Origin of the sequence: Dactylococcopsis salina PCC 8305, from assembly GCF_000317615.1 — a bacterium.
GTDB classification, from domain to species: Bacteria; Cyanobacteriota; Cyanobacteriia; order Cyanobacteriales; family Rubidibacteraceae; genus Halothece; species Halothece salina.
In genome coordinates this window covers 3447641-3472399 of record NC_019780.1, presented here as the reverse complement: position 1 = coordinate 3472399, position 24759 = coordinate 3447641, and the positions used below count along the sequence as shown (strand labels likewise).

Annotated in this window: 25 protein-coding genes and 1 pseudogene; 18 read left to right on the top strand and 8 right to left on the bottom strand. The window is 43.2% G+C overall.

Annotation, left to right across the window (positions count from 1 at the left end):
- Window positions 1–534: 534 nt before the first annotated feature.
- Window positions 535–2199 carry a group II intron reverse transcriptase/maturase gene (gene ltrA, locus DACSA_RS16560; RefSeq protein ID WP_015229728.1) on the top strand — a complete coding sequence of 555 codons (1665 nt, stop codon included), beginning with the start codon at window positions 535–537 and terminating at the stop codon, window positions 2197–2199.
- A gap of 5 nt (window positions 2200–2204) precedes the next feature.
- The gene (locus DACSA_RS16555; RefSeq protein ID WP_198007594.1) at window positions 2205–2456 is read left to right on the top strand and encodes a hypothetical protein; all 252 of its coding nucleotides are present in this window, start codon (window positions 2205–2207) and stop codon (window positions 2454–2456) included.
- A 102-nt stretch (window positions 2457–2558) separates the two neighbouring features.
- Here DACSA_RS16555 and DACSA_RS21775 read toward each other — a convergent pair whose 3' ends face one another.
- Both DACSA_RS21775 and DACSA_RS16550 read right to left on the bottom strand, forming a co-directional pair.
- Window positions 2559–2732 (bottom strand): hypothetical protein, encoded by a 174-nt coding sequence (locus tag DACSA_RS21775; RefSeq protein WP_015230846.1) that lies wholly within the window; start codon window positions 2730–2732, stop codon window positions 2559–2561.
- A gap of 3 nt (window positions 2733–2735) precedes the next feature.
- The gene (locus DACSA_RS16550; protein ID WP_015230845.1) at window positions 2736–3221 is read right to left on the bottom strand and encodes a type II toxin-antitoxin system VapC family toxin; all 486 of its coding nucleotides are present in this window, start codon (window positions 3219–3221) and stop codon (window positions 2736–2738) included.
- Between the two features lie 35 nt (window positions 3222–3256).
- On the opposite strand from DACSA_RS16550, the gene DACSA_RS21045 reads away from it, so the two are divergent.
- From DACSA_RS21045 to ilvB, 8 genes are all read left to right on the top strand, one after another.
- Window positions 3257–3451 carry a hypothetical protein gene (locus tag DACSA_RS21045; RefSeq protein ID WP_156800832.1) on the top strand — a complete coding sequence of 65 codons (195 nt, stop codon included), beginning with the start codon at window positions 3257–3259 and terminating at the stop codon, window positions 3449–3451.
- Between the two features lie 129 nt (window positions 3452–3580).
- A complete protein-coding gene (locus DACSA_RS16545) occupies window positions 3581–4153 on the top strand; it encodes a hypothetical protein (protein ID WP_015230844.1) in 573 nt (190 codons plus the stop codon).
- A gap of 184 nt (window positions 4154–4337) precedes the next feature.
- Window positions 4338–6923 (top strand): TIGR03960 family B12-binding radical SAM protein, encoded by a 2586-nt coding sequence (locus tag DACSA_RS16540; protein ID WP_015230843.1) that lies wholly within the window; start codon window positions 4338–4340, stop codon window positions 6921–6923.
- A gap of 296 nt (window positions 6924–7219) precedes the next feature.
- On the top strand, window positions 7220–7375 hold the full coding sequence (locus DACSA_RS21040; RefSeq protein ID WP_156800831.1) for a hypothetical protein: 156 nt from the start codon (window positions 7220–7222) through the stop codon (window positions 7373–7375).
- 80 nt (window positions 7376–7455) lie between these two features.
- Window positions 7456–8001, top strand: coding sequence for a DNA cytosine methyltransferase (locus DACSA_RS21770; protein WP_051017346.1), 546 nt, complete (start codon window positions 7456–7458; stop codon window positions 7999–8001).
- 629 nt (window positions 8002–8630) lie between these two features.
- Window positions 8631–8957 (top strand): YbjQ family protein, encoded by a 327-nt coding sequence (locus DACSA_RS16530; RefSeq protein WP_015230841.1) that lies wholly within the window; start codon window positions 8631–8633, stop codon window positions 8955–8957.
- Window positions 8958–8964: 7 nt separating this feature from the next.
- Window positions 8965–9474, top strand: coding sequence for a hypothetical protein (locus tag DACSA_RS16525; protein ID WP_015230840.1), 510 nt, complete (start codon window positions 8965–8967; stop codon window positions 9472–9474).
- 165 nt (window positions 9475–9639) lie between these two features.
- Complete coding sequence (gene ilvB, locus DACSA_RS16520) at window positions 9640–11424, top strand: biosynthetic-type acetolactate synthase large subunit (protein ID WP_456297640.1); 1785 nt, start codon at window positions 9640–9642, stop codon at window positions 11422–11424.
- A 3-nt stretch (window positions 11425–11427) separates the two neighbouring features.
- On the opposite strand, the gene DACSA_RS22665 is transcribed toward ilvB, so the two are convergent.
- Both DACSA_RS22665 and DACSA_RS16515 read right to left on the bottom strand, forming a co-directional pair.
- The gene (locus DACSA_RS22665) at window positions 11428–11553 is read right to left on the bottom strand and encodes a hypothetical protein (protein WP_269544613.1); all 126 of its coding nucleotides are present in this window, start codon (window positions 11551–11553) and stop codon (window positions 11428–11430) included.
- Between the two features lie 98 nt (window positions 11554–11651).
- Window positions 11652–12263: a hypothetical protein gene (locus DACSA_RS16515; protein ID WP_015230838.1), complete on the bottom strand. Its 612-nt coding sequence runs from the start codon at window positions 12261–12263 to the stop codon at window positions 11652–11654.
- Between the two features lie 106 nt (window positions 12264–12369).
- Here DACSA_RS16515 and egtD point away from each other — a divergent pair, with 106 nt between their 5' ends.
- The gene (egtD, locus tag DACSA_RS16510) at window positions 12370–13386 is read left to right on the top strand and encodes an L-histidine N(alpha)-methyltransferase (protein WP_015230837.1); all 1017 of its coding nucleotides are present in this window, start codon (window positions 12370–12372) and stop codon (window positions 13384–13386) included.
- 8 nt (window positions 13387–13394) lie between these two features.
- Here the strand turns inward: egtD and DACSA_RS16505 are convergent, their stop codons facing one another.
- Together DACSA_RS16505 and lpdA are read right to left on the bottom strand one after the other, a co-directional pair.
- On the bottom strand, window positions 13395–13568 hold the full coding sequence (locus DACSA_RS16505; RefSeq protein ID WP_232225117.1) for a hypothetical protein: 174 nt from the start codon (window positions 13566–13568) through the stop codon (window positions 13395–13397).
- A 336-nt stretch (window positions 13569–13904) separates the two neighbouring features.
- On the bottom strand, window positions 13905–15335 hold the full coding sequence (gene lpdA / locus DACSA_RS16500; protein ID WP_015230835.1) for a dihydrolipoyl dehydrogenase: 1431 nt from the start codon (window positions 15333–15335) through the stop codon (window positions 13905–13907).
- An 89-nt stretch (window positions 15336–15424) separates the two neighbouring features.
- Here lpdA and DACSA_RS21030 point away from each other — a divergent pair, with 89 nt between their 5' ends.
- From DACSA_RS21030 to DACSA_RS16480, 5 genes are all read left to right on the top strand, one after another.
- Entirely contained in the window at window positions 15425–15568 is a 144-nt protein-coding gene (locus tag DACSA_RS21030; protein ID WP_156800830.1) for an AraC family transcriptional regulator, read from the top strand.
- 49 nt (window positions 15569–15617) lie between these two features.
- A complete protein-coding gene (locus DACSA_RS22660; protein ID WP_269544612.1) occupies window positions 15618–15743 on the top strand; it encodes a hypothetical protein in 126 nt (41 codons plus the stop codon).
- Window positions 15744–15766: 23 nt separating this feature from the next.
- Window positions 15767–16915: a HEAT repeat domain-containing protein gene (locus DACSA_RS16490; protein ID WP_015230834.1), complete on the top strand. Its 1149-nt coding sequence runs from the start codon at window positions 15767–15769 to the stop codon at window positions 16913–16915.
- 72 nt (window positions 16916–16987) lie between these two features.
- Window positions 16988–17941, top strand: a complete 954-nt coding sequence (locus DACSA_RS16485; RefSeq protein ID WP_041235974.1) for a LysR family transcriptional regulator — start codon at window positions 16988–16990, stop codon at window positions 17939–17941.
- Window positions 17938–18990 carry an anthranilate phosphoribosyltransferase family protein gene (locus DACSA_RS16480; RefSeq protein ID WP_015230832.1) on the top strand — a complete coding sequence of 351 codons (1053 nt, stop codon included), beginning with the start codon at window positions 17938–17940 and terminating at the stop codon, window positions 18988–18990. The genes DACSA_RS16485 and DACSA_RS16480 overlap by 4 nt, the downstream gene beginning before the upstream one ends.
- A gap of 469 nt (window positions 18991–19459) precedes the next feature.
- On the opposite strand, the pseudogene DACSA_RS16470 reads toward DACSA_RS16480, so the two are convergent.
- Both DACSA_RS16470 and DACSA_RS16465 read right to left on the bottom strand, forming a co-directional pair.
- Window positions 19460–19879 (bottom strand): annotated as a pseudogene (locus DACSA_RS16470) (Uma2 family endonuclease); the annotation flags it as partial.
- Between the two features lie 199 nt (window positions 19880–20078).
- On the bottom strand, window positions 20079–21515 hold the full coding sequence (locus tag DACSA_RS16465) for a protein adenylyltransferase SelO (RefSeq protein WP_015230830.1): 1437 nt from the start codon (window positions 21513–21515) through the stop codon (window positions 20079–20081).
- A 381-nt stretch (window positions 21516–21896) separates the two neighbouring features.
- Here DACSA_RS16465 and DACSA_RS16460 point away from each other — a divergent pair, with 381 nt between their 5' ends.
- Window positions 21897–24173, top strand: a complete 2277-nt coding sequence (locus DACSA_RS16460) for a heavy metal translocating P-type ATPase (protein ID WP_015230829.1) — start codon at window positions 21897–21899, stop codon at window positions 24171–24173.
- A 51-nt stretch (window positions 24174–24224) separates the two neighbouring features.
- Entirely contained in the window at window positions 24225–24719 is a 495-nt protein-coding gene (locus tag DACSA_RS16455; protein WP_015230828.1) for a cupredoxin domain-containing protein, read from the top strand.
- Window positions 24720–24759: the final 40 nt, after the last annotated feature.

Genomic DNA, 24759 nt, shown 5'->3' with positions numbered 1-24759 from the left:
CACACTTGGAGAATGGCGACACTGGTAGTAAGTAATGAATCCAGTGGAATGCACGCCCCAAATGTAACGGTTGCTGGTAGGGATTGACTGGTCTCCGTGCTAGAAGGAGAATTGGAAGGATGAACATAGTCTAAGCTGATGATTAAACTGCGTCATACTAGAAAACAGCCAAATTATCCCTGATAGGCTGTGACCAAAATGGTAAGAAGGTGGTTGTTACGCTGTCTGTTCGTAACAACGTGGAAACTTACTCCTTCCGCAGAAAAGTCAGCCATCCTAACCAACTCGTATGTTCAATCGACGCAACAGAGTAAGCCCCACAGGGTCTCAAGGCTGGTCGAGCCAAGAGTAGAGGGGAGGCAACGAACCTACAACTCTCTGGGGGGTAGAAGATGAGACAAAAAGCGAACGCCAGCCTGTAACGGGATGGATAGGGGTTGAAACATTATCCCTGACCGAAAGGAATAGCAGACTTGTCTTGGGTCTTATACGAAGGTGAAGTTTACAAGGGTGACGAACCCGAGGAGAAGTTAGATGTCATCTATAACGTTGACAAATGGACTAAGGGGAGAGATTTCAGACTGGGGTCAGATTAACTGGCGCAAGGTCAAGAAGTCTGTTAGAAACTTGCGTATGAGAATCTTTCGTGCTAGAAGTCTTGGTCAGTGGAAGCAATTACGTCGGTTGCAGAAGCTGTTGTTACGAAGCCGAGCCAATTTGCTATTATCAGTGCGACAAATCACTCAAATTAATCAAGGAAAGCGTACCGCAGGGGTAGATAAGGAGGTACTGAACACCCCAGACGAGCGAGTGAAACTTGTGAACAGTTGGGAAATGCCCAAAGCTAACCCGACACGACGAGTTTACCTACCCAAACCTAACGGGAAGAAACGTCCCCTCGGAATCCCTACCGTACGGGATAGAGTCGCACAAGCAATGGTTAAAAATATACTAGAACCCGAGTGGGAGGCAGTATTCGAGCCTAACTCCTATGGATTTAGATGCGGTCGGAGTTGTCACGATGCCATTGCTCAATGTTGGATTCGACTTAATTCAAGTCCAAGTGGTGGACACCTCTGGGTTCTAGACGCTGACATTAAGGGCTTCTTCGACAACATTGCCCATGAAGCCATCTTGACAGCAATCGAGTCTGTACCACGTGGAGACTTAATTGAAGGATGGTTAAAAGCTGGTTACCTCGATAAGGGTGTACTAAATCCGACCGACATGGGAACACCACAAGGTGGGGTGATTAGTCCTCTATTAGCTAACATTGGATTACACGGGTTGGAGGACTTCATTAAATCAGTCAATCCGAAGCTCGGAGTTATTCGTTATGCAGATGACTTCGTGGTCACCTCAAAGGATAAAGAAAGCCTAGAACATATACTTGACCAGATAAAGCAGTGGATGTCAGAACGAGGTCTGGAAATCAGCGCGGAGAAGACGAGAATCGTCTCGATGGAAGAAGGTTTTGACTTTCTTGGGTTCAACTTACGCCACTACGATGGCAAATTATTGATAAAGCCCCAGAAAAAGAAGGTCCTTGCCTTCTGTAAAAAGATTGGGGAAACTCTAAATAAAATGAAGGCTTGCACCCAAGAAGATGTCATCAAAGTCCTAAATCCACTTCTCCGAGGTTTTGCTAACTACTACAGAGGTGTGGTAAGCAAAGAAACCTTTAGCTACATTGAAAATCGCGTGTGGCACTACCTCTATAAATGGGCGTTACGGCGACACCCGAATAAATCAAAAACGTGGGTCTTCAACCGCTACTTTAATCGGATTCGAGGGAGAAATCGCTTTGCGTGTTATTGCACTGGTCGCGGAGGTAAGGAGAAATTCTTTATGCTCTACGATATCAGTAGCACTCCTATCATCAGGCACGTCAAGGTCAAAGGGACAGCAAGCCCTGATAACCCCTCACTCCGAGACTATTGGCAAAAACGAAACCTCAAGATAGGAAAACAAAAGTGGGCGAAAGGTAGCAAATACGAACAAGTAGCCAAGATGCAAGAACATAAGTGTCCTGTCTGTGGAGAAAGCCTCTATAACGGGGAAGAAATTGAGACTCACCATATAATACCTGTGAAAGACGGTGGCTCAGACGACACTGAGAATTTAATCCACTTACACAAAGCGTGTCATAAGCAGGTACACAGTTCAAAAACCAAGACGAAGGTTGGAAGCAAGGCTTGAGCCGTATGATGGGAAACTGTCACGTACGGTTCTTAGGGGAGGGGAGAGAGGCGACTCTCGAACCTTACCCGATTCAAGTTCTGGTGACATTCTTGGAATCGGGAAAATTAAGCCCAACTCAGTTACGCTCTCTTGCGGAACAGTTGGAGACCCTAGCAGGGATTCAGCAAGGATTTGATGAACTCAATGCGGGACAAACTCGTCCCTTTGCGGATTTTACTCAAGAGATGCAGCGCAAGTATGACATTTCAAGTTGAAATTACTCCCATTGCTGAATCACAAATTGAAAAAGCCTATTATGTAAACTGTTGCACTACAAGATATGTTCTGTTCACTTCTAGAATCGGTATTTGTCTCGATTAATCTTTCTTTACAGGAACTTGACGCTTCATGGGAAGTTTGACCAGTTTGTCTTTGTGAGCAAACTCTTTTCTCTTTAAATCATTAAAGAGTGATCTTAAATCATATTGAAATGACTGAGCATATTTATCTCTATATTGATGAATTTCTTCAAGAATTTCGTTGCGATACATAGCTTAAAACTCCGAGTTATATCCAATCAGTTCATAAGGAGTGCAAATAACAGGTAAAACATACCCTAATTTCCAACTAATCTCGGATAGTTTACGCTGCAGTTGGGCATTTGCCATATGTTTACAATTCCACGTTAACAAATAGTTTAAACCGTAAATAGTTGCTAATGCCATATGGAGAGAATCAATCAATGCTTTTTCAGGCAAATTACTTTGTTTGAGAAATGCTTGGGAAAGTTCAAAGGCTTCCTCTGTCAGTTGAAGAAACATTAATGGTTGTAGAAGTTCTAACCGCTTAGCTGCGATCGTTGCATCACCCTTCGTTGCTTCATCAGCAACGATTTCTGAGGCATAAAGTGTAAATGAGTGACGGTGTTCATTCCACCAGTCTTGAGTCACTTTCATGTTAGCAGCAAGGATTAGGTTATCGGTGGGTCTCGCAGTGAGATGTCCCAAGATGCTGGTTTCGATGTAAACACTTTCACTCACAGTAAATTAGCAATTTAAGATTTCCTTTCAGTTCAGTGTATCAAAGAATATCAGCGCGATCGCTGCTTCTCCCAAAACACCTGATCGCGCCTTCACTTTCCTTTCCGTTTATTCAAATACGCGATCGCGCTCTCCTTCCCAAAACGCTCGATCGCGCTTTACCTTTCCTTTCTGTTTATTCTCTCCAAAAAACTGCGACTACGCTTAACCTTTTGTACGATTTTACATAAGTTACCTTTAGTTACTCTGTATGTGTCTAAGTTTAAGATACTAGGATAATATGGAAAGTATTGAAGTGTAGGCTCAATATTTTGGTGTAAGGACAGTTAAGTAAATTTAACTCCTTATTTAAAAACATTATGATCCGTAATGGTCAGCCTTACTTACCAATTCACTATATGCACAGCCCTTTACTAACTAATAGTAGGCAGTCAGCAATAAACATTATTCAGCGAAACAGTGCATTAATAAATCCTTTTAAGGAAGGAGATTATTTAACACCCGCAGGACTCCATGTGCTGATAGAGAAGTTATGTATAGAAAATCCCAAAAAAGCGATTGGGTATCGAGCAGCGATCGCCATCATTTCTTCTGAGCTAGCTAACAATCCAAACCTTATTGTGGCTACCCTACAGGGGGCTGCGAATAAACAGGAATCAGTTCACAAAACGATGCGCGAAATTCAGAATGATGCTAAATATTGCCTACTGAGTAATGTGGAGTTTAATAAAAATAATCCATGCGATATTCACCATATTGAGGGACAATCAGAAGCACCTGAGTTTGCAGATGATCCAAAAAATCTCATTCCTCTAACTAGCACAATCCATAGGGCATATCATTCTTGGGTAAATGAGAATGAACTTGATATTAGTAGAGCCACGCTGAAGTTTTTTGCTAAGATTTCTGGCTATAGAACAGATTTGATTTAGAAGCAATATAGAAACTTCTATTAGAGTACAAATGTAGGACAATTTCCCCGAATTACGTCCAAGCATCATAATAATTACAGATCAAAGTTCAACCAGTGCTTATTCACGATCGCGCTCTCCCTATCAACTCCTTGAATCCTGAACTACCATGAGAAATGGAAAGTAACAAGGAAAAGGATAGCCGATGACAGCCACAGTTGAGCAACTGATAACCCCAGAAATTAATCGACCCGCCCGTTATTTGGGAAACGAACAAGGAACGAAACACAAACCTTGGGATAGCGCGATCGTGCGCTGGGTTCTCACGTACCCTGAAATCTACGAAGTGGGCGCATCAAACTTGGGTCATGTGATTTTATACAATGTTCTCAATGCTCAACCCCGTCAACTCTGCGATCGCGCTTATCTCCCCGCACCCGATCTCGCCACGAAACTCCGTGAAACCAATACCCCGCTATTCGCCCTCGAAAATCGTCGTTCCGTCACAGACTTTGATATTTTAGGATTTAGCCTCAGTTATGAACTGGGCGCGACGAATATCTTAGAAATGCTCGATCTTGCTCATATTCCCCTCACCTGGCAAGAACGAGAAAATGGCGATTATCCCCTCATTTTCGCTGGTGGACAAACCGCTACGTCTAACCCTGAACCTTATGCCGACTTCTTTGATTTTATCGCTCTCGGTGATGGGGAAGAACTGCTTCCAGAAGTGGGATTAATCCTTGAAGAAGGGAAAAAAGAAGGACTCAGCAAACAAGAATTACTCCTAGACTTAGCGCAAGTGCCAGGGGTGTATGTTCCCCGTTTCTACGACATGAACGCCGATGGATCAGTGCATCCCAACCGTGATGATGTTCCAGAGAGAATCATCCGTCGGGTAGCGCGACCCATGCCAGCTTATTCGATCGGATTAGTGCCTTATGTGGAAACCGTCCACGATCGCCTCAGTGTGGAAATCAGACGCGGTTGTACTCGTGGCTGTCGCTTCTGTCAACCTGGAATGTTGACCCGTCCCGCCCATGATGTTGAACCAGAACAGGTGGTGGAAACGATCGAGAAGGGAATCCGCGAAACAGGCTATAATGAGTTCTCTCTGCTTTCTCTGAGTTGTTCCGACTATCTTTCCCTCCCTGCGGTAGGAATGGAAGTGAAAAACCGCCTCCAAGATGAAAATATTTCCCTCTCCCTCCCTAGTCAACGGGTCGATCGATTTGATGAAAACATCGCTAACATTATCGGCGGTACTCGTAAAAGTGGTTTGACATTCGCACCAGAAGCAGGAACGCAACGGATGCGCGATGTGGTGAATAAAGGGTTAACCAATGAGGAACTCTTGCGCGGGGTGAAAACGGCTTTTGAACAGGGTTGGGATAAGGTCAAACTCTATTTTATGATTGGCTTACCGGGGGAAACCGATGCAGATGTGATTGGTATTGCAGAAACCATCCGTTGGTTGCGTCAAGAATGTCGCCTGAAAGGACGCAAACGCCTTGATTTTAACGTCACTATCTCCAATTTTACCCCGAAACCGCACACGCCGTTTCAATGGCATTCTGTTTCGACTGCTGAGTTTATCCGCAAACAGGAGTTGCTGCGAGAAGAGTTTCGACGGATGAAAGGGGTGAAAGTGAACGACACCGACGTTCGCATCTCCGCAATGGAAGATTTTGTCGGACGCGGCGATCGCCGTTTAGCGCCTGTTGTCCGCCGTGCGTGGGAGTTAGGCGCTGGCATGGATGCCTGGTGGGAAAGTTTAGAAAAGGCGTTTAACGCTTGGGAAACCGCGATCGCGGATGCAGGGTTAGACTGGAAATATCGCCAAGTTGAGAAGGGCGAATGGGATTGGGAAACCATGGCACAAGGAACAGAAAACGATCGCCTGGATGCCCCCCTTCCCTGGGATCATATCGACACAGGAATTGATAAAAACTGGCTGCAAGAGGACTTACAACGGGCGTTAGACGCAGCAACAGTTCCCGATTGTTCTTATGCTGGCTGTTCTCATTGTGGCGTGTGTGGAATCGATTTCGGTCATAACATTGTTGTGAAACCGCCAGAAATTCCCAAATTTGAAGGACATTTTCAACCAGATCAAACTCGCGACCAACGCATTCGGGTACGGTTTAGCAAGGAAGGAGAAATGCGTTTAGTCAGTCATTTGGACTTAGTTCGATTGTTCGATCGCGCCATTCGACGGGCAAAACTTCCCATTGCTTTTACTGGTGGCTATCATCCAGGGCCGAGAATTAGTATCGCCAATGCGCTATCTTTAGGAATGAGCAGTAGTGGAGAAATTGTCGATTTTGACCTCACAGAAACGCTAGATTTAGAAGAGTTTCGCGATCGACTTTCCGAACAACTTCCTGAAGGAATTACCATTAATTCTGTAGAAACCGTCAGTCTGAAAAATTCTGCAACCAGCTTGTTAGAAAAAGCCGAGTATTTCGTCACCGTAGAAGCGCAAACGACGGTGTCAGAAACGCAATGGAAAGCAGCATTGCAAACAATTTTAGACCGTGAGGAAATCTTGTGGGAAAAAACGACAAAATCAGGGAAAAAGAAAACATTAAATCTGCGCGATCGCGTGTTTGAATTATCCTTAGTTGAACAACTAGACGAACACACAGCAAAACTCCGTTATCTGGGAAGTTGTCGCAATGATGGAACGTTGCTTAACCCTGAACATTTCGTTTATATGTTAGAACAAGTAACAGGATTAGACTTACAATTAAGTCACGCTCATCGTCAAGAATTAATCCTGCAAAGCTAATCATTCTCATATCTTGTAGGGTGGGCAATGCCCACCTTAAATTTTATTGAGTCACCAGATAAAAAAGTAGGTTGGGTAGAGCAAAGCGAAACCCAACATTTACAATAACTAGGGTTTGCTGAAAAAGTTAATTAGTTGGTGTAGTAAGGCAAAAGGCAAGAGGCAAGAGGCAAGTTGCCTTAGGCAAGTTGCCTTAGGCAAGAGGCAAGTTGCCTTAGGCAAGTTGCCTTAGGCAAGATGGGGAAGATGGGGAAGATGGGGAAGATGGGGAAGATGGGGAAGATGGGGAAGAAAAATTGTCTCCCTTGTCTCCCATTTCTCCCATTTCTCCCATTTCTCCCATTTCTCCCATTTCTCCCTTGTCTCCCTTGTCTCCCTTGCACCTTTTTGAGGGGTTAAGAACCTTAAAGCCTCATTGGGTAAGGGTTTCAGTTTTATTCAGGAAGCCCTAACTAAACAAGAAATAAACAACAAAAAAAGGTAGGCTTGGTAAAGCAAAGGGAAACCGAACATTGACAAGAACCAACAAACAATGATTAATAAAGTTGCAGATAACTCTCAAATTTCCTTTCAAGGAGATTCTTATATTCATTGGATTAATCATTTACTCCAACCCAAAATTAACTCTAAACTTCCTGTCGTTGTCGATTTATTTGCAGGTTGTGGAGGATTAAGTCTAGGTTTTGAAGCACAGGGTTTTCCGACAATTAGTTTTGAAAACAATACCGATGCAGCTACTACCTATTCCTTAAATCTTCAAGGTGAGTGTCATTGTTTAACCTTGAAAGAGACAACCCCGCTTCCCCCCTTTAAAGTTCTCATTGGCGGACCCCCTTGTCAACCGTTTAGTGTTGGGGGAAAACAAAAAGGATTAGGGGATAAACGAGATGGTTTCCCCATTTTTACGAAAGCCGTAGAAATCCATCAGCCTGATATCTTTTTAATTGAAAATGTTAGAGGTTTATTGTACAAAAGTAGGTTCCATTTAGAGCAACTAATAAAAGTCTTTCAAAATTTTAACTATCTAGTTGAATTTAAACTTTTGAATGCAGTAATATCAGGTTCGCTCGATCGATGATAAAGAGTAGGCCCTAGTGAAGCGAAGCGAAACCCAACACACATTATAAGCAATTACCCGAACTTGATATAAACTATGGAACGCCTTAGAAGAGAGAAAGAGTTTTTATTGTTGGTCATCGTGGAAAATTTAGCTTTCCTGCACAGCAATCAAAGCAAATAAAAGCAGGAGAAGCATTAGGAGAATTAGCTTTTTCGATTCCTGAAAATAGCAATTTTTTAACACCAAGTATGGACAAATATATTGCTAAATATGAGAAAGCATCTCAATGTATTCGACCGAGAGATTTACATTCAACTCAGTTTATTTTAAAAAAGTAACAGCAAAAGATTATGTCTGATCGCGATTTAGAAGAATTAATGAAGGAAGCTCGAACAATTATTCTAGATATCAGTTTAACTGAAAAAATGCTTGGTAATGCTCCAGTGTATGTATTTCTTATACCATTTTGGAAAAGTAAAGTTACCTGATGGTGGGCGAGGCAAACCCTACAATGTAGGCTTTCTTATATCAGGTTCAGGTAATTGCTTAGAATTAGTGTTGGGTTTCGCGCTGACTCCACCCAACCTACTTTTTATCTAAGATTGAGATAAAATTTAGTTACCCATTAAAATCAGGATAGAGAACCAATGCTAACAACAACTACAGACAGCCTACAAGGACAAACGATCGAGGAGTATTTAGGAATTGTTACCGCAGAAGTGGTTTATGGAAGTAATGCTTTAAGAGACTTTTTTGCTGGCTTTCGAGACTTTTTTGGCGGACGTACGGGAAGTTATGAAAAACTCTTTACCAAAGGACAACAAGAAGCTGTGGAAGAACTCGCAGAAAGAGCGGAAAATTTAGGCGCAGATGCCGTGATTGCGATTAAAGTGGATACAGGAACAATTAATGTTGATGAAGAAGGGGCTTTATTGGTGATTACGGCGACGGGAACGGCGGTTAAACTGGGTTAAAAAGACTGTGATTATTATTTGTCCAGGGTTTCATTCCCCCCAACTCACAGAAGATTTCATTACCAATCTGGGATGGCGCAACCGTGCTGATTATTTGATTATACCGAGATCGATCGAGCCGTACAATTTCCCAAAACTTCAGCAATGGCTCTCACAAGAGAATCTAGACCACACTCCCTTATTTTTCATCGGTTTTAGTGCTGGAGTCGTGGGCGCAATGGCAACCGCCCTCACCTGGCAAGGAAACACTCAAGGACTAATCGCGATCGATGGCTGGGGAGTCCCTTTAGCTGGCTCATTTCCCCTGTACCGCATTAGTCACGACACATTTACTCACCTCACCTCGGCAGTATTAGGAAAGGGACAACAAAACTTTTATGGTTCCCCTGCCGTGTCTCATCTTTCCCTTTGGCAAAATCCTCATCTCGCTTGGGGTTGGTGGGAAATTAAACTCGGTTGTCAGGTGCGTTGTTCCGTTGCCAAAATGATTAACGAAATCGTAACTCAATTATATTAAAAAGTTGTAGCATAAATAACAACTAGATAGTTGAAACTGTACCTTAAAGTAGTAAATAAAAACGTTTGAGCAGTGGGTTATCCAAATCAGACCAAACCAACTCTAAATCATCCCGAAACTGAAACGATCGAAACTGTCCAGCGATGCACCGGTGCATTTGCTCTCATGGACAGCTTAAAACGCCATGGTGTCGAACATATCTTCGGTTATCCAGGAGGCGCAATTCTTCCCATTTACGATGAACTCCATCGCTCAGAAGCACGGGGAGACGTTAAACATATTCTAGTCCGTCACGAACAAGCCGCCGCTCACGCAGCGGATGGATATGCGCGAGCAACGGGTAAGGTGGGGGTATGTTTTGCCACCTCTGGGCCGGGAGCAACAAATCTGGTGACTGGACTCGCAACCGCTCACATGGACTCAATTCCCATGGTGGCGATTACTGGACAAGTGGCAAGACCTGCCATTGGCACTGATGCGTTCCAAGAAACTGATATTTTTGGCATTACGCTTCCGATTGTCAAACACTCTTATGTAGTGCGTCAGGCAAGCGATATGGCGAGAATTGTTGCAGAAGCCTTCCATATTGCAAATACGGGGCGACCCGGTCCGGTGTTGATTGATATTCCTAAAGATGTCGGGTTTGAGGAATGCGATTATGTGCCAGTACCACCTGGACAAGTGAATATTCCAGGTTTTCGCCCTACGCAAAAGGGTAATATACGCGCTCTCTCTCAAGCGATTAAGTTGATTGAAACTTCAGAACGTCCTTTGCTTTATGTGGGAGGGGGGGCGATTACCTCTGGCGCACATGAGGAAATTAAACAGTTAGCGGAACATTTCCAGATTCCTGTGACAACGACGTTGATGGGGTTAGGTGCGTTTGATGAGAATCATCCCCTTTCGGTTTCGATGTTGGGGATGCACGGCACCGCTTATGCGAATTATGCGGTGAGTGAGTGCGATTTATTGATTGCTGTGGGAGCAAGATTTGATGATCGGGTGACGGGTAAGTTAGATGAGTTTGCCTCTCATGCGAAAGTGATTCATATTGATATTGATCCCGCAGAAGTCGGGAAAAACCGCGCTCCCGATGCGGCGGTTGTGGGGGATGTTCGCACTTGTTTACAACAGATGCTCGATCGCGTCGTTGAATTACAGATTCCCCAAAATCTCGATCGCACGAAGTCTTGGCTAAAACGAATCAACCGTTGGCGAGAGGTTTATCCCCTCGTTGTACCGCGTTATGAGGACTCTATTTCTCCGCAAGAGGTCATCCTAGAAGTGGGACAACAAGCTCCCTATGCCTACTATACAACCGATGTGGGACAGCATCAGATGTGGGCGGCGCAGTTTATCCAATATGGTCCCCGACGCTGGATTTCTAGTTCTGGACTCGGCACAATGGGATACGGTTTACCCGCCGCCATGGGGGTTAAAACCGCAGTTGGTGAAGAACAGGTGATTTGTATTAGCGGTGATGCCAGTTTCCAGATGAACTTGCAAGAGTTAGGAACTTTGGCACAATATGGGATTAATGTGAAAACGGTGCTGATCAATAATGGTTGGCAGGGAATGGTCAGACAATGGCAGCAAACCTTTTTCCAAGAGCGTTATTCTGCTTCTAATATGCAGGTGGGAATGCCTGATTTTGTGAAGTTATGCGAGGCATATGGGATTAAAGGCATGGTGGTGCGCGATCGCGCTGAACTAGCTACAGCCATCACAGAAATGCTCAACTATGACGGACCCGTCTTGCTCGATGCACAAGTGAAAAAAGACGAAAACTGTTATCCGATGGTTGCGCCAGGGAAAAGTAATGCTCAAATGTTAGGATTACCTGACATTAAACAGTTAGATCAAGCGGTAGAGGTCATCTATTGCAGCAACTGTCGCGCTAAAAATCCTGTTACGAATAAGTTTTGTCCAGACTGCGGCACAAAACTTTAACCATTACAGTGACCAATGTAGAGACGTTCCATAGAACGTCTCCCAGTGACCAGTGACCAGTGACCAGTAACCAGTAACCAGTGACCAGTGACCAGTGACCAGTGAATTGATAATCGATCGATCTTTCACTTTTATTAATTAAGTTTGAGAACTACTGGTAACTGCTTAACTGGTAACTGCCAGATTTGGGGGGTTTGGGGGGGCAAAAACCATTTGTAAAAGTTTGATTACGGTTCGAGTCGTTTCCATAATGCTAATCCGCCACCGCGCCCTCTGGCGGCAATACAGTCTTCTTCCATGAGAAAATAACGGAAGAAGGCTTGTTTTTTTATTGGTTCTTGATAAAAGGTTTCTCGGCTTGCTTTTCCTTTACGAATGTTTCCAGAATAAATGATCTTTCCGAAGCATTTAATGGTCAGTTCAGTGAAATCAAATGCTAGTATTTTTTGTTTAGGAAAAAATTTTGTTGATCCGGTTAAGGTTAAGTTGATACCAGCAAAACTCACTGAGTTCTCGACGTTTCCAGCTTCCGCATCGGTAAGGGTGAAATCTGAATTTTTACTATAAGATAAGGTGATTTTCAGCCATTGGGGAAGATATCGCCCTGATCCTAAAATTATACCCGATCGTTGACGAGTTTTCTTTGTTCCTGTAATCCACCACAGTCGCCATTTTCCCAATAGTTGATCATAAGAAATTGGTTCTGTGGTTTTTTTGTTCGCTTTTTCTAGGTTAACTAATGCGGTGACAACGGTTTCCGAAGCAGGGGACGATCGAGCGGGGTCGATCATTGTTTGAATACAATCTCGATCGCTCATGATTTGTGTTGGCTCATTCATGTTCGATAATTGGTAACAAAAGATACTACTTTAGGTGATGGAAGAAAGACAAAGCGGTGTGATGAACTAGCACTTAGTCCTAAAATAAACCAAAACGGAGCATTTCATGTCGATTTCTCTCTCAACTCCTAACAAGCGGTTAAATATTCAAGATTTGCGTGATCCAGACCGATCGAATCTTACCAATGATGGGTCTGATGTTATTATCGGATTAACTCAAGAGCAAAAAACCATCCCTTGTCACTATCTTTATGACGATCGCGGCTCAGAAATTTTTGAACAAATTTGTGAGTTACCTGAATATTATCCCACTCGCACGGAAGCGCAAATTTTAAGAGACAATGGCAGTGCGATCGCGCAAACGACGGGAAATTGTGAACTGATCGAACTGGGAAGCGGTAGTTCCACCAAAACTCGTCTTTTATTCGATGCTTACCAGTCTCTCGGACACGCTTTATATTATATTCCCATTGATGTTAGTGCAGGAATGTTAGAACTGAGTGCTAAACAACTTTTAAACGACTATCCTCACCTGACTATTAATGGCTTAGTCGGAACTTACGAACAAGCATTACAACAGCTTCCTCCCTCGCCTTTATCGAAACGGATGGTATTTTTTCTCGGAAGTTCTCTCGGTAATTTTGCCCCGAAACAATGCCAAGAAATCTTTCAAGAAGTCAAAAAAGCACTCAATCCAGGAGATTATTTCCTCTTGGGATTAGACTTACAAAAATCAAAAGCGATTTTAGAACCAGCTTACAATGATCGTCAAGGAGTCACCGCCGAATTTAATTATAATCTTCTCGACCATCTAAACCGTCGTTTTCAAGGTAACTTTAAGCGTCAAAACTTCCAACACTGGACATTTTATAACACCGAGTTAGGACAAATTGAAACTTATCTCCGTTCCACACAACCGCAAACGGTACAGTTAAAAGCGCTCGATTTAACTGTAGAATTTGAGGAAGGAGAAACCATCCGCACCGAAATCTCTCGGAAATTTCAGCGACAAGAGATGGAACAGCAACTGGATCAAGAAGGCTTGAAACCCTTAAAAACTTGGACAGATGCAGAAGATTGGTTTGCGTTGCTGTTGTGTGAAGTGAAATCAGCTTCTGTTTAATCTGGTTTTCAATCAGAAGGTTTCTCTGTACTGACTTCTAAGAGTGTGTCTAAAGCATTGTTAGCAGAGTAATGGGTGATGATGAGGGGAGGAAGCGTGAGGGTAATTAGCGCGATCGCGCCTCCGATCAAACTTGCCCATTGATTACGATCATGTTTCGGGGCAGAAGACCTACTAGACAAACCACTACTGGAATCCATAAATAGAAACTGAAAGCAATAAAGAAATTAACAACAACGGAGGAGTGATGTTTAATCTCCCTCCGTCTCTTATTCTAATGATTTTTCCGACAACTACTGTATTCCAAACAACATCTTGCGATTGGGATGGAATTATATATTTGTCCTTTGTCTTTCGTCCTTCGTCCTTCGTCCTTTGTTTTCCAATGACTAATGACTAATGACTAATGACTAATGTACAGACGTTCCATGGAACGTCTCTACCTAATGACTAATTGGTGTTGGGTTTCGTAAACTCCACCCAACCTACGTTTTCTAATTGAGCAATCGAACTTGATGTTAAGCCTTAACTTCCGCACGTTTGAAGGCTTCATCTAAGACTTCGGAAAGGGTGGGATGAGTGTGAACATTAAACGCTAAATTTTGCACGGGTTGACGGGATGCGATCGCGTTGGCGGCTTCTTGAATTAAATCTGATGCGTGCATTCCAATAATATGTGCGCCTAACAATTCTCCTGTATCTTGACGATAAATAATTTTGGCGACTCCATCTTCTTCTCCTTCTGCAAGTGCTTTAGAATTGGCTTTAAAGTAAGTACGAACCGATTTCACTTTGAATCCTTCTTCTTTTCCTAACGCTTTTGCTGCATCTTCTGTTAATCCCACGTAACTGATTTCGGGATGGGTAAAGGCGGCTGCTGGAATGGCGCGGTAATTGACAACATGATCATCCCCACAGATATTTTCCACCGCAGAAATGCCTTGAGCAGAGGCGGTATGTGCTAACATCATTTTACCTGTCGCATCACCGATCGCCCATAAATTGGAAACAGGTTCACCATTAACCGTGACTTGTAACTGATCATTAGTCGGAATAAAACCGCGTTTATCAGTTTCCACCCCAATTGAGTCTAAACCGATGTTTTTCGTCGCTGGAATGCGTCCAGTCGCCACCAACGCTGCATCAACTTCTAAAACTTCTGTCACTTCTTTCGTTTTAGCGTCTGCTAGTTCAATGACTACAGGAGAACCTGGTTTGACACTTTTCGCCAGAGTTGATGTATAGGTTTCAATGTCACGGGGTTTGATTAAAACTCGTTCTGCAATTTTAGCAATATCTCGATCGAAGCCAGGCATGAGATTGTCTAACGCCTCAATCATCGTAATCTCAGAACCCAATGCGGAATAGATATCGGAAAATTCTAAACCAATGTAACCACTGCCAATAATCGCAACCCAATCGGGAATTGAGCTTAACTTCAAGGCATCATCGCTCGTGTAAACCGTTTTGCCATCAACTTGAATCCCAGGGGGAACAAAAGGAGTCGAACCAGGGGAAAGGATGATATGTTCTCCAGTTATCGTTTTTTCGCCGTCTTCAGTGAGGACACTCACCTTCTGTGGTGCGGTTACTTTGCCCCAGCCATTGATTGTATCAACTTTTAATCGATCGAGGCTGTTACTCATATCCCCTCTAATTTTTTCCACCAGATTTTGGGCATGATTAGAAATGGCAGCGCGATCAAAATTGACGTTACCGACATTAATCCCTAAACTGTTTAGGTGATGGGAATCTTGTAACTCTCGCACCCGTCCCGAAGCCGCCAAAAGCGCTTTCGAGGGAACACAACCGCGATTAACGCAAGTTCCCCCCATATCCTTCGCCTCAATAATGGCAGTTTTCAGTCCCCGTTTTACCGCGTGAAGTGCCGCACCATGTCCACCCACTCCCGCACCGAGAATGATCAAATCATAATCAAATTCAGCCACGCTAGTCTTCCTCCTTATGTTTCGTTTTGGGTCGAATTATTATCTTAACGGATTCTGATCTAATCCCAAACTCTTAGTCAGTAGGTTGGGTGGAGTTTACGAAACCCAACACCAATCAGCAAGAGGCAAGAGGCAAGAGGCAAGAGGCAAAAGGCAAGAGGCAAGAGGCAAGAGGCAAGAGGCAAAAGGCAAGAGGCAAGAGGCAAAAGGCAAGAGGCAAAAGGCAAGAGTAAGTAGGTTGGGTGAAGTTTACGAAACCCAACACCAATTAGTCATTAGTCATTGGTCATTAGTCATTGGAAAACAAACAACAAAGGTGTTCCTGAGCCTGTCGAAGGACAAAAATGTAGATTCGGTGAAGAAGACGAAACCCAATATCAATTAGAATTAGGAACTTATATTGGATAAAACGTTGCGAACAAAGCTGTGAAATGAAATTAGATCAACATTACTTACAACAGTTACCTCTATCTCCTGATGGTAAAGGATTTATTGATTTACCTCCCGATGAAAAAGAAGAAGCGTTTAATCAAGTTTGGGAAGCGTTTATTACAGGAGAGTTTCAAGAACGTTGGGAGGTGGCAAAATATATCCCAAAATTTGGAGAAAGGGCGATCGAACCGTTAACAATATTACTACAAGATGAAACCGCCGATCTTGATCTCCGTTGTGAAGCCGCCAGTCTCCTCAGCCAGTTTCAGCAACCTCACGCTATTTTTAGTTTGACAGAAGTCCTCAATACTGACACTGAACTGGAAGTAATTACAGCTTGCGCCAATGGACTGGCTAAAAGCGGTAAGATGGTCATTCCTATCCTCAATGAAGCTCTAAACCACTCTGAAAGCAGACTCGCAGCGGTACAAGCGTTAACCGCTCTCCGTGACCCTGAAATCATCACACCGCTTTTAAGTGTTTTGGATGATGAGCAAGCAGTAATCCGAAGCCGCGCGATCGAGGCGTTAAGTCGTTTTCGGGATCATCGGATCATACCGACATTAATCCAAGCCTTATCGGATACTAACGCCAAAGTGCGACAAGAAGCAGTGATTGGCTTAGGAGTGAGAGGAAACGATCATCATCCTGATGAGGTGGTCAAAGCCTTAATTCCCCTCCTGTATGACTTCAACCTAGACGTTTGTTCCCACTGCGCGATCGCTCTAGGCAGACTTGCTACATCACAAGCCATTACTGCTCTTCAGCAATGTTTAGAATCTTCTGTCACGCCGCTCCCTCTCCAAAAGCAGATCATCCGAGCCATCAGTCACCGAGAAACAGAGGAAACCCTTTCTCCGCTAATTAGTAATTTACAAAAACAATCCTCAACCCTTCAAGAAGAAATCATCACCATTTTCGGTCGTTGGCAAAATAATCAACACAAAAAGACGATTGTTGACACCTTACTTAAGTTTTTCCGTGAAAACCCATCCGCTCAAACCGACAATCGCCTAAAACAGACGCTTGCTCAAGCATTAGGTAACTTAGGGATACCAAAAGGAAAAAACTTGCTATGGGAATTCTGTCAAGATGAATCCTCAATTGTGCAACTACACGCTCAAGCCGCACTAAAAAAAATACCGTAGATGTATCAAAATGTACGAAATCGAATGAAAAAATCCGTTATTCTCATAAAAAGTGTAATTAAGACTACACAAATGCGGATTGAGCAGTTGCAAGCGTTTTTAGCGATTACAGAAACCAATAACTTTGGACAAGCCGCCAAAAAATGTGGCGTTACCCAATCGACCATCAGTCGGCAAATTCAGAGCCTAGAAAACAGCTTAGGAGTTGATTTATTTCATCGTTCTCATCAGGCAAAATTAACCGTTGCGGGTGAGAAGTTTCTCCCTGGCGCCCGTAAAATCTGTAAAGAATGGGCGGTAGTGAATAAAGAATTAGCCGATTTAATGGCGGGAAAACAACCAGAACTCTGTGTGGCGGCGATTCATTCTGTGTGTTCTTATCATTTACCGCCCATATTACGAATTTTTTGTAATCAATATCCTAACATTCAGTTGCGAGTAACGGCGCTGGGAAGCGATCGGGCGTTAAAAGTGTTAAGAGATGGCTTAGTAGATTTAGCGATTGTGATGGATAATCCCGCCTTTACCATGAGTTCAGAAATGGTAGCTGATCAACTATTTGAAGAAGCAATTGAGGTGTTAATGGCGGCGGATCATCCTTTAGCTCAGTATAGTCAACTGGCTTGGCAAGAATTAATTGCTTATCCTCATCTGGTGTTTAAAGATGGTTATGGAATGCAACGGTTAGTCCAAGATTGGTTTTCTCAACAAAATGCAACGATACAAACTGGAATGGAATTAAACACTTTAGATGCGTTTCGTGGTGTGATTCGACAAGGAGAATTACTTGCCTTACTTCCCAGTTCAGCGTTAATGGATGCTCAAAATGATCCGACTCTTGCGATTCGATCGATTGGCGCAAACACAAGCAAAAATGGAACAGCTAAAGCAACCTTAACACGGAAAGTGATGTTTGCCACAACGCGCGATCGGGCTGAAATTCCTCCCATCAAAGCATTTCGTCAATTAGTACAAAAAATGTCTAGTCCCTCTCTAGTTAATCCAGCGATTCAAGCGAAACTATGAACTTATCCTCATCCTTGATTCAATTTCGAGAACTCCTCAAAAAAGTGGGGAGTGGTACACACACCAGCAAACATTTAACCCGTAGTGAAGCCGCCACCGCCACTCGTCTAATGTTGGAACAAGAAGCAACACCCGCCCAAATTGGAGCGTTTATGATTGCTCATCGCATCAAACGTCCCACTGTTGAAGAATTAGCAGGAATGCTAGACGCTTATGATCAATTAGGAGGGAAAATTCCCGCCTTAGACAGCGCGACTCAGTATCCCGTCACCGTTTTTGGCGTGCCTTATGACGCTCGATCGCGCACCGCTCCTGTATTCCCTATCACACTACTGTTATTAGCTAGTGTAGGTGTTCCTGTGATTTTTCATGGAGGAGACAGTATGCCCACAAAATATGGGATTCCTTTTGTGGAGATTTGGGAAGCATTAGGAGTTAACTATCGTTCCCTCTCCCTTAGTGGAAGTCAACAACTTCTCGCCAAAACAGGAATCGGGTTTTACTACCTTCCCCAACACTTTCCCCAAGCGCAAAAATTAGTCCCCTACCGCGAAGAAATCGGCAAACGTCCCCCCCTAGCCACGATCGAGCTATTGTGGTCTCCCTACGGCGGCGAAGCCAACCTCATCTCTGGTTTTGTTCATCCCCCCACAGAAGATCGATTTCGAGAAACCTTCACCCTGCGAAACATGAAACAACTGATCACCGTCAAAGGATTAGAAGGAAGCTGTGACTTAGCGCGAAACCGCACCGCAATTATTGGCATTACGCAACCAGAAAAAGACTTTCAACGGCGACACTTACACCCTCAACATTATGGTTTCGCGGGACAAGACGTTATATTAGAATCTTTAACGCAACTGACCACACAATTAAAAACAATCATTGCGGGAAAACCAGGAGAACTAATGTCCGCAGCGATTTGGAATGGTGGGATTTATTTATGGTTGTGTGGCGTTTGTCCAGACTTAGAAACGGGATTAACCCAAGCCGAAGAATTAATAACCACTGGCATTGTCGCCGATAAACTCAAACAACTCACTGTTTAACCGTCGGCTGGGTAAAAACCAATTTCACCCAGATCAAAAGTAGGTTGGGTGAAATGAAATGTAACCCAACATAAATTAGGGGTTGCTGAAAAAGTCCATTGGTTGGTTAAGTAAGGCAAGAGGCAAGAGGCAAGAGGCAAGAGGGTTGATTGATCGGTAGGAGGGGAAGGTTTTGATGCAATATGCGTGACCATTGAACAATCAATGAACTTGCATTTTTATCTGAACTGAATCGCCTCAAATCCTGATTTGATAAGACTTTCAGTTTTATTCAGCAAGCCCTAAATTAGTCATCATTGTAGAGACGTTCCATGGAACGTCTGTACATTGGTCATTGGTCATTAGGAAAACTGATCTCTTACTGAATCACGAAGGACAAAGAACGAAGGACAAAGGACGAAGGACAAAGAACAACCATGTCGGTTCGGTGGAAAGTTAAAATTCCTGATCCGAGATTCAGAAGTGACACTTAAATCGAATCAGGATCAATTCCTAACTCACGCAACCTTTTCGCATAACGATCGGCTTTCGTTTCCGCTTGGCGCGATCGTTCTTCAGGAGTTAAAAAGCGCTCTCCCCTTTCATCATACCAATATAACCACTCACGAGTAATTTGTTGATACGTTCCCACTTCCAAACCGATTCCCAAACCCACTTCTTCCAACCAAATCTGACTCTGATTTCCTAATAAAACATATTCCTGATTTTCTAGGGAATACACTTCTAAACGTGGTTTTCTTTTCCGTTGAGGATTGTAAACCACATAATATTTGATTCCCATTTCTTGGTAAATCTCTTTCTTTCTAGTGTATTCATTATTCGCCGTTTTAGAAATCACTTCTAACGCTAAAATGGGGACGACTTTTTCTTCCCACAACACATAACTGATGGGTTTCGCTTCCCTTCACCCAACCTACTTTTTATAGCGCTACAAAATTAGGTTAGGACATTCCAAAATGTTGAAACTCACCTATACCTTACTCTTGCCTCTTGCCTCTTGCCTTTTGCCTAGCGCGTAGCGCTATATCTACACATCACCTCATTATTCCCCCCTTTCAAAGGGGGGTTAGGGGGGATTTGATTTACCGTCACTTGCCGCGAATCTGATCTAATAAAGCATAAAAGGGAGTCCATTCATTATCCAAACTAATCGGTTCCCAGACTGACTCAATCACAGGACGTAGTAACGCCGTTTGCGGATTCTTTTTCTGAAGACGAGACCCCATTTTTTCGAGTTCATTATCATTACATTGCTTTAAACATTGCTGATAAAGTTGTTTCCAATTTTCCCAAAGCGATGACTGTTCTCGCAATTGTTTAATAAAGGGTGCATTTTCTAAAATAATTTCAGAATTATCTCGCCATGTCGGACTAAACCAATTTCCTAACTCAGCAAAAAATTGATGATAGGGAACTTGTGAATCTCGTAATAAATTCACAGTTTCGGTGACAAAATCTTCTGTATTTTCCAAAGAAACGTCAATCAATCCTAACTTTTCCATCAGCAACTGACGATAAGTTTCCTCATAATGAGTTTCAAACCTTTCTAAACCAGCATCTAAATCTTTTTGTGACATTACCATCCCTAAAGGACGTTGCAATTTTTCTAAATTCCAGCGACAAATACGCGGTTGGTTGCCATAACAATATAATCCAGAATAGTCAAAATAAGCAGCAGTAAATTTAGGATTATAAGTGGGAATGAAGGCATAGGGGCCATAATCGAAACTTTCCCCTGTAATCGACATATTATCGGTATTGAGAACACCATGACAAAATCCCGCGATCATCCATTGCGCGGCTAACTCAGCAACTCGTTGCACTAATTCCTGATAAAATTGGGCATATTGATCAGAGGAAGACTTTAAATGAGGATAATAATAAGTAATCACATGATCTAACAGTTTTTCGATTAAATCTGGACGATTTAGATAATTTAAACGTTCAAATGTTCCGAAACGAATATGAGAATGGCTAAACCGAATCATTACAGAAGCGCGAGTGGGAGAAGGTTCATCATTACGCCACAATAATTCCCCCGTTTCAATCAAACTTAAACAGCGAGAAGTACGGACTCCTAAATAATGTAATGCTTCTGAGGCTAAAACTTCTCTAATTCCACCTTTGAGGGTTAGCCGTCCATCTGCATTACGAGAATAAGGAGTCTGTCCCGACCCTTTTGTGCCAAAATCATAGAGTCGTCCATCGTTTCCCCAGACTTGTCCATAGAGAAACCCTCGTCCATCTCCCAAAAACGGATTGTAATTCCCGAATTGATACCCATGATATCGTAGAGCGAGAAACGGGCGCACCCCTTGAAATTTTCCAAAGGCTTCGATAAAGTTTTCGTCTGTTACTTGTGACGGGTTGAGGTTAAGTAGAGGGAGAAGTTCATCGTTGCGAAACCGTAAGAAATGTTGGGGGAACTCCGCAGCCGAAACAATGTCGTAATAGTTTTCGCCTAGCGCTTCGATCGCGCGCTCATAGTTAAGATTAAGAAATGGGTTATCTTTTCCGATGTTCATAGATTGATTAGAGATGCTATCTCATCTAGATTAACGTTTACCACTTCCTCCGTAAAAGTCGCCCAATTTTCAAGGTTAGGGAGCATTCAAGTTCCCCTCAATCATCGTAGGACTGTTTCATTCTATCAAAATGGGGAGTAGCCAAAGCCTCTGTCCAAGCCATTTTCGGCCTTCGGTAATTGATAAAAAACCTAATAATCTAATTTTTGGAAATCCCAGTTTTTGCCAGATGCCGTTTCGCGGAGCGCAATCGTGCAAGTTTAGTTGTATCATACCTTGATTCAGCAACGCCAATCTTTCTTATCGAACTTGACTCTCCTGCTAACTGGAGACTCTAAAATCAAAATAAGGAAAACCAACCCTTCAAGGAGGGAGTAAAATATGAGTCAAACCCAATCCCGTACAGATACAACCACCCTCAAACTACAGGGAATGAGTTGCGCCGGTTGTGCGAATGCGATTCAAAAAGCGATTAACAATGTTTCTGGTGTCGAGGAATGCGAAGTTAATTTTGCTTCCGAACAAGCAACAGTTCAGTTTAATCCTGAAAAAACTAGCTTAGAAACCATTCAAGGCGCGGTAGAAGATGCTGGTTATGGTGCTTCCGTTTACTCTCAAGAAGACATGATGACAGGGAGAGGAGACGCAGAAATTGTCGCCAGAGAAGCGGAATTAAAGGACTTAAAGCGCAAAATTTGGGTCAGTGGGGTGATTTCCCTGATTTTGGTGGTGGGGTCTCTCCCGATGATGACCGGGTTAGACCTTCCTTTTATTCCCCCTTGGTTACATAATTATTGGTTGCAGTTTGTGTTGACAACACCGGTGCAATTTTGGTGTGGATCGCACTTCTATCGCAATGCCTGGAAAGCATTTAAAAATCGGGCGGCGACCATGGACACTTTAGTTGCTTTGGGAACTAGCGCCGCTTATTTTTACTCCCTGTTTGCGACGTTATTCGCTGATTTTTTAATCCAACAAGGACTCACCCCACAGGTTTATTATGAAAGTGCGGCGGTGATTATTACCCTGATTTTAGTGGGTCGTTTCATGGAAAATCGCGCTAGAGGAGAAACTTCACAAGCAATCCGAAAGTTAATTGGGTTACAAGCGAGATCAGCAAGAGTGATTCGTGATGGGGAAACCAAAGATATTCCCATTCAAGAAGTAGAAATTGGCGATATGATTCAAGTGCGTCCAGGGGAGAAAATTCCTGTGGATGGAGAAGTAACACAGGGATATTCGACGGTTGATGAGAGTATGGTGACGGGAGAAAGCATTCCTGTAGAGAAGTCTGTCGGGGATGAAGTGATTGGATCAACAATTAATAAGACGGGAAGTTTCCAGTTTCAAGCCACTCGTGTGGGGAAAGATACGGTACTCTCTCAGATTGTCCAGTTAGTTCAACAAGCGCAAGGATCAAAAGCACCGATTCAGAATTTAGCTGACCAAGTAACGGGTTGGTTTGTTCCTGTGGTAATTGCGATCGCGCTCCTCACCTTTGTATTATGGTTCAATATCATGGGCAATGTCACCCTAGCTTTGATTAACATGGTAGCGGTGCTGATCATTGCTTGTCCTTGTGCGTTAGGGTTAGCCACGCCAACATCTGTTATGGTAGGAACTGGAAAAGGGGCAGAAAATGGGATTTTAATTAAAAGTGCTGAAAGTCTCGAAACCGCACAGAAACTGAACACGATCGTTTTAGACAAAACAGGAACACTTACAGAAGGAAAACCGCAAGTAACCGATTATGTGACGACTTTCGGCACTAGCAACCAAAATGAGTTAAAGTTATTACGGCTGGTGGCGCTGTTGGAACAACAATCAGAACATCCTCTCGCGGAAGCAGTGGTCGATTATGCCAAATCTCAACAAGTGCAATTCAACGGGATTGTAGAAGACTTTAACGCCATTACAGGAAGTGGGGTTCAAGGAACAGTTTCCGATCGAGTCGTGCGAGTCGGAACAGCGAGATGGTTTAATGAATTAGGGATTAAAACCGAGACTCTTGCGGAAAAAGCGAATCAGTGGGAAGCAGCAGGAAAAACCGTCATCTGGATCGCCGTTGATCATGAATTAGAAGGAATCATGGCGTTAGCAGATACCTTAAAACCGTCTTCTGTGGATGCAGTAAAAGCCCTACGAACACTCGGGTTAGAAGTGGTGATGATGACAGGGGATAATGAAAAAACCGCCGCCTCGATCGCGCAACAAGTGGGGATTCCGCGCGTAATGTCCCAAGTGCGTCCCGAACAAAAAGCCGAACAGATTGTTTCTCTCCAACAGGAAGGAAAACAAGTGGCGATGGTTGGGGATGGGATCAATGACGCACCTGCACTCGCCCAAGCTGACATCGGGATCGCGATCGGCACAGGGACCGACATTGCCATCACAACCTCTGATATTACCCTAATTTCTGGGGATTTACAAGGGGTAATCACCGCGATCGAACTCAGTCGTGCAACAATGACGAATATCCGTCAAAACCTCTTTTTTGCCTTCATTTATAATGTAGCTGGAATCCCGATCGCTGCTGGTATTTTATACCCGATTTTCGGTTGGTTACTCAACCCCATTATTGCCGGTGCTGCGATGGCATTTAGTTCAGTTTCAGTGTTAACCAATGCCTTACGCTTACGGAAATTTCAAACACTGTAATAACCCAACGTTAATTGTAAACAATCCAATCAACTGAACCTAATCTTGAGAATGAAAACAAAATCATTATTCTTATCAAGCCTTACAGGAATCATTCTCGGTTTAACGATGATGTTTCCCGTGACAGCAACCGAAACAAAATCAAATCAAGGATTCGAGAAATTAGAACAACCCTTAATCGTAAAAATGCTAGTTTCTGCTAGTGGAATCGGATTAATCGGGTTAGAATTATGGTGGTTTTTATTCAGTGAAAAAACCGCCAAAAAAGCAGAAACTAAAAATGACACCCAAGAAGTAACAATTACCGTTGATGGTGGATATGATCCAGCAGAAATTATTGTCAACGTTGGGAAACCAGTGCGAATCAACTTCCATCGTCGCGATCCCAGTAGCTGTTTAGAACAAGTCTTAATCCCAGATTTTAATCGATCGTTAGATTTAGCCTTAAATCAAATTACTAGCGTTGAATTTACCCCTCAAGAAAGCGGAGAATATGAATTTACTTGTGGGATGAAAATGTATCGCTGCAAAATCATTGTTAACTAGGACTTCCTAAAAAATAATAACTGTAGGGTGGGCAATGCCC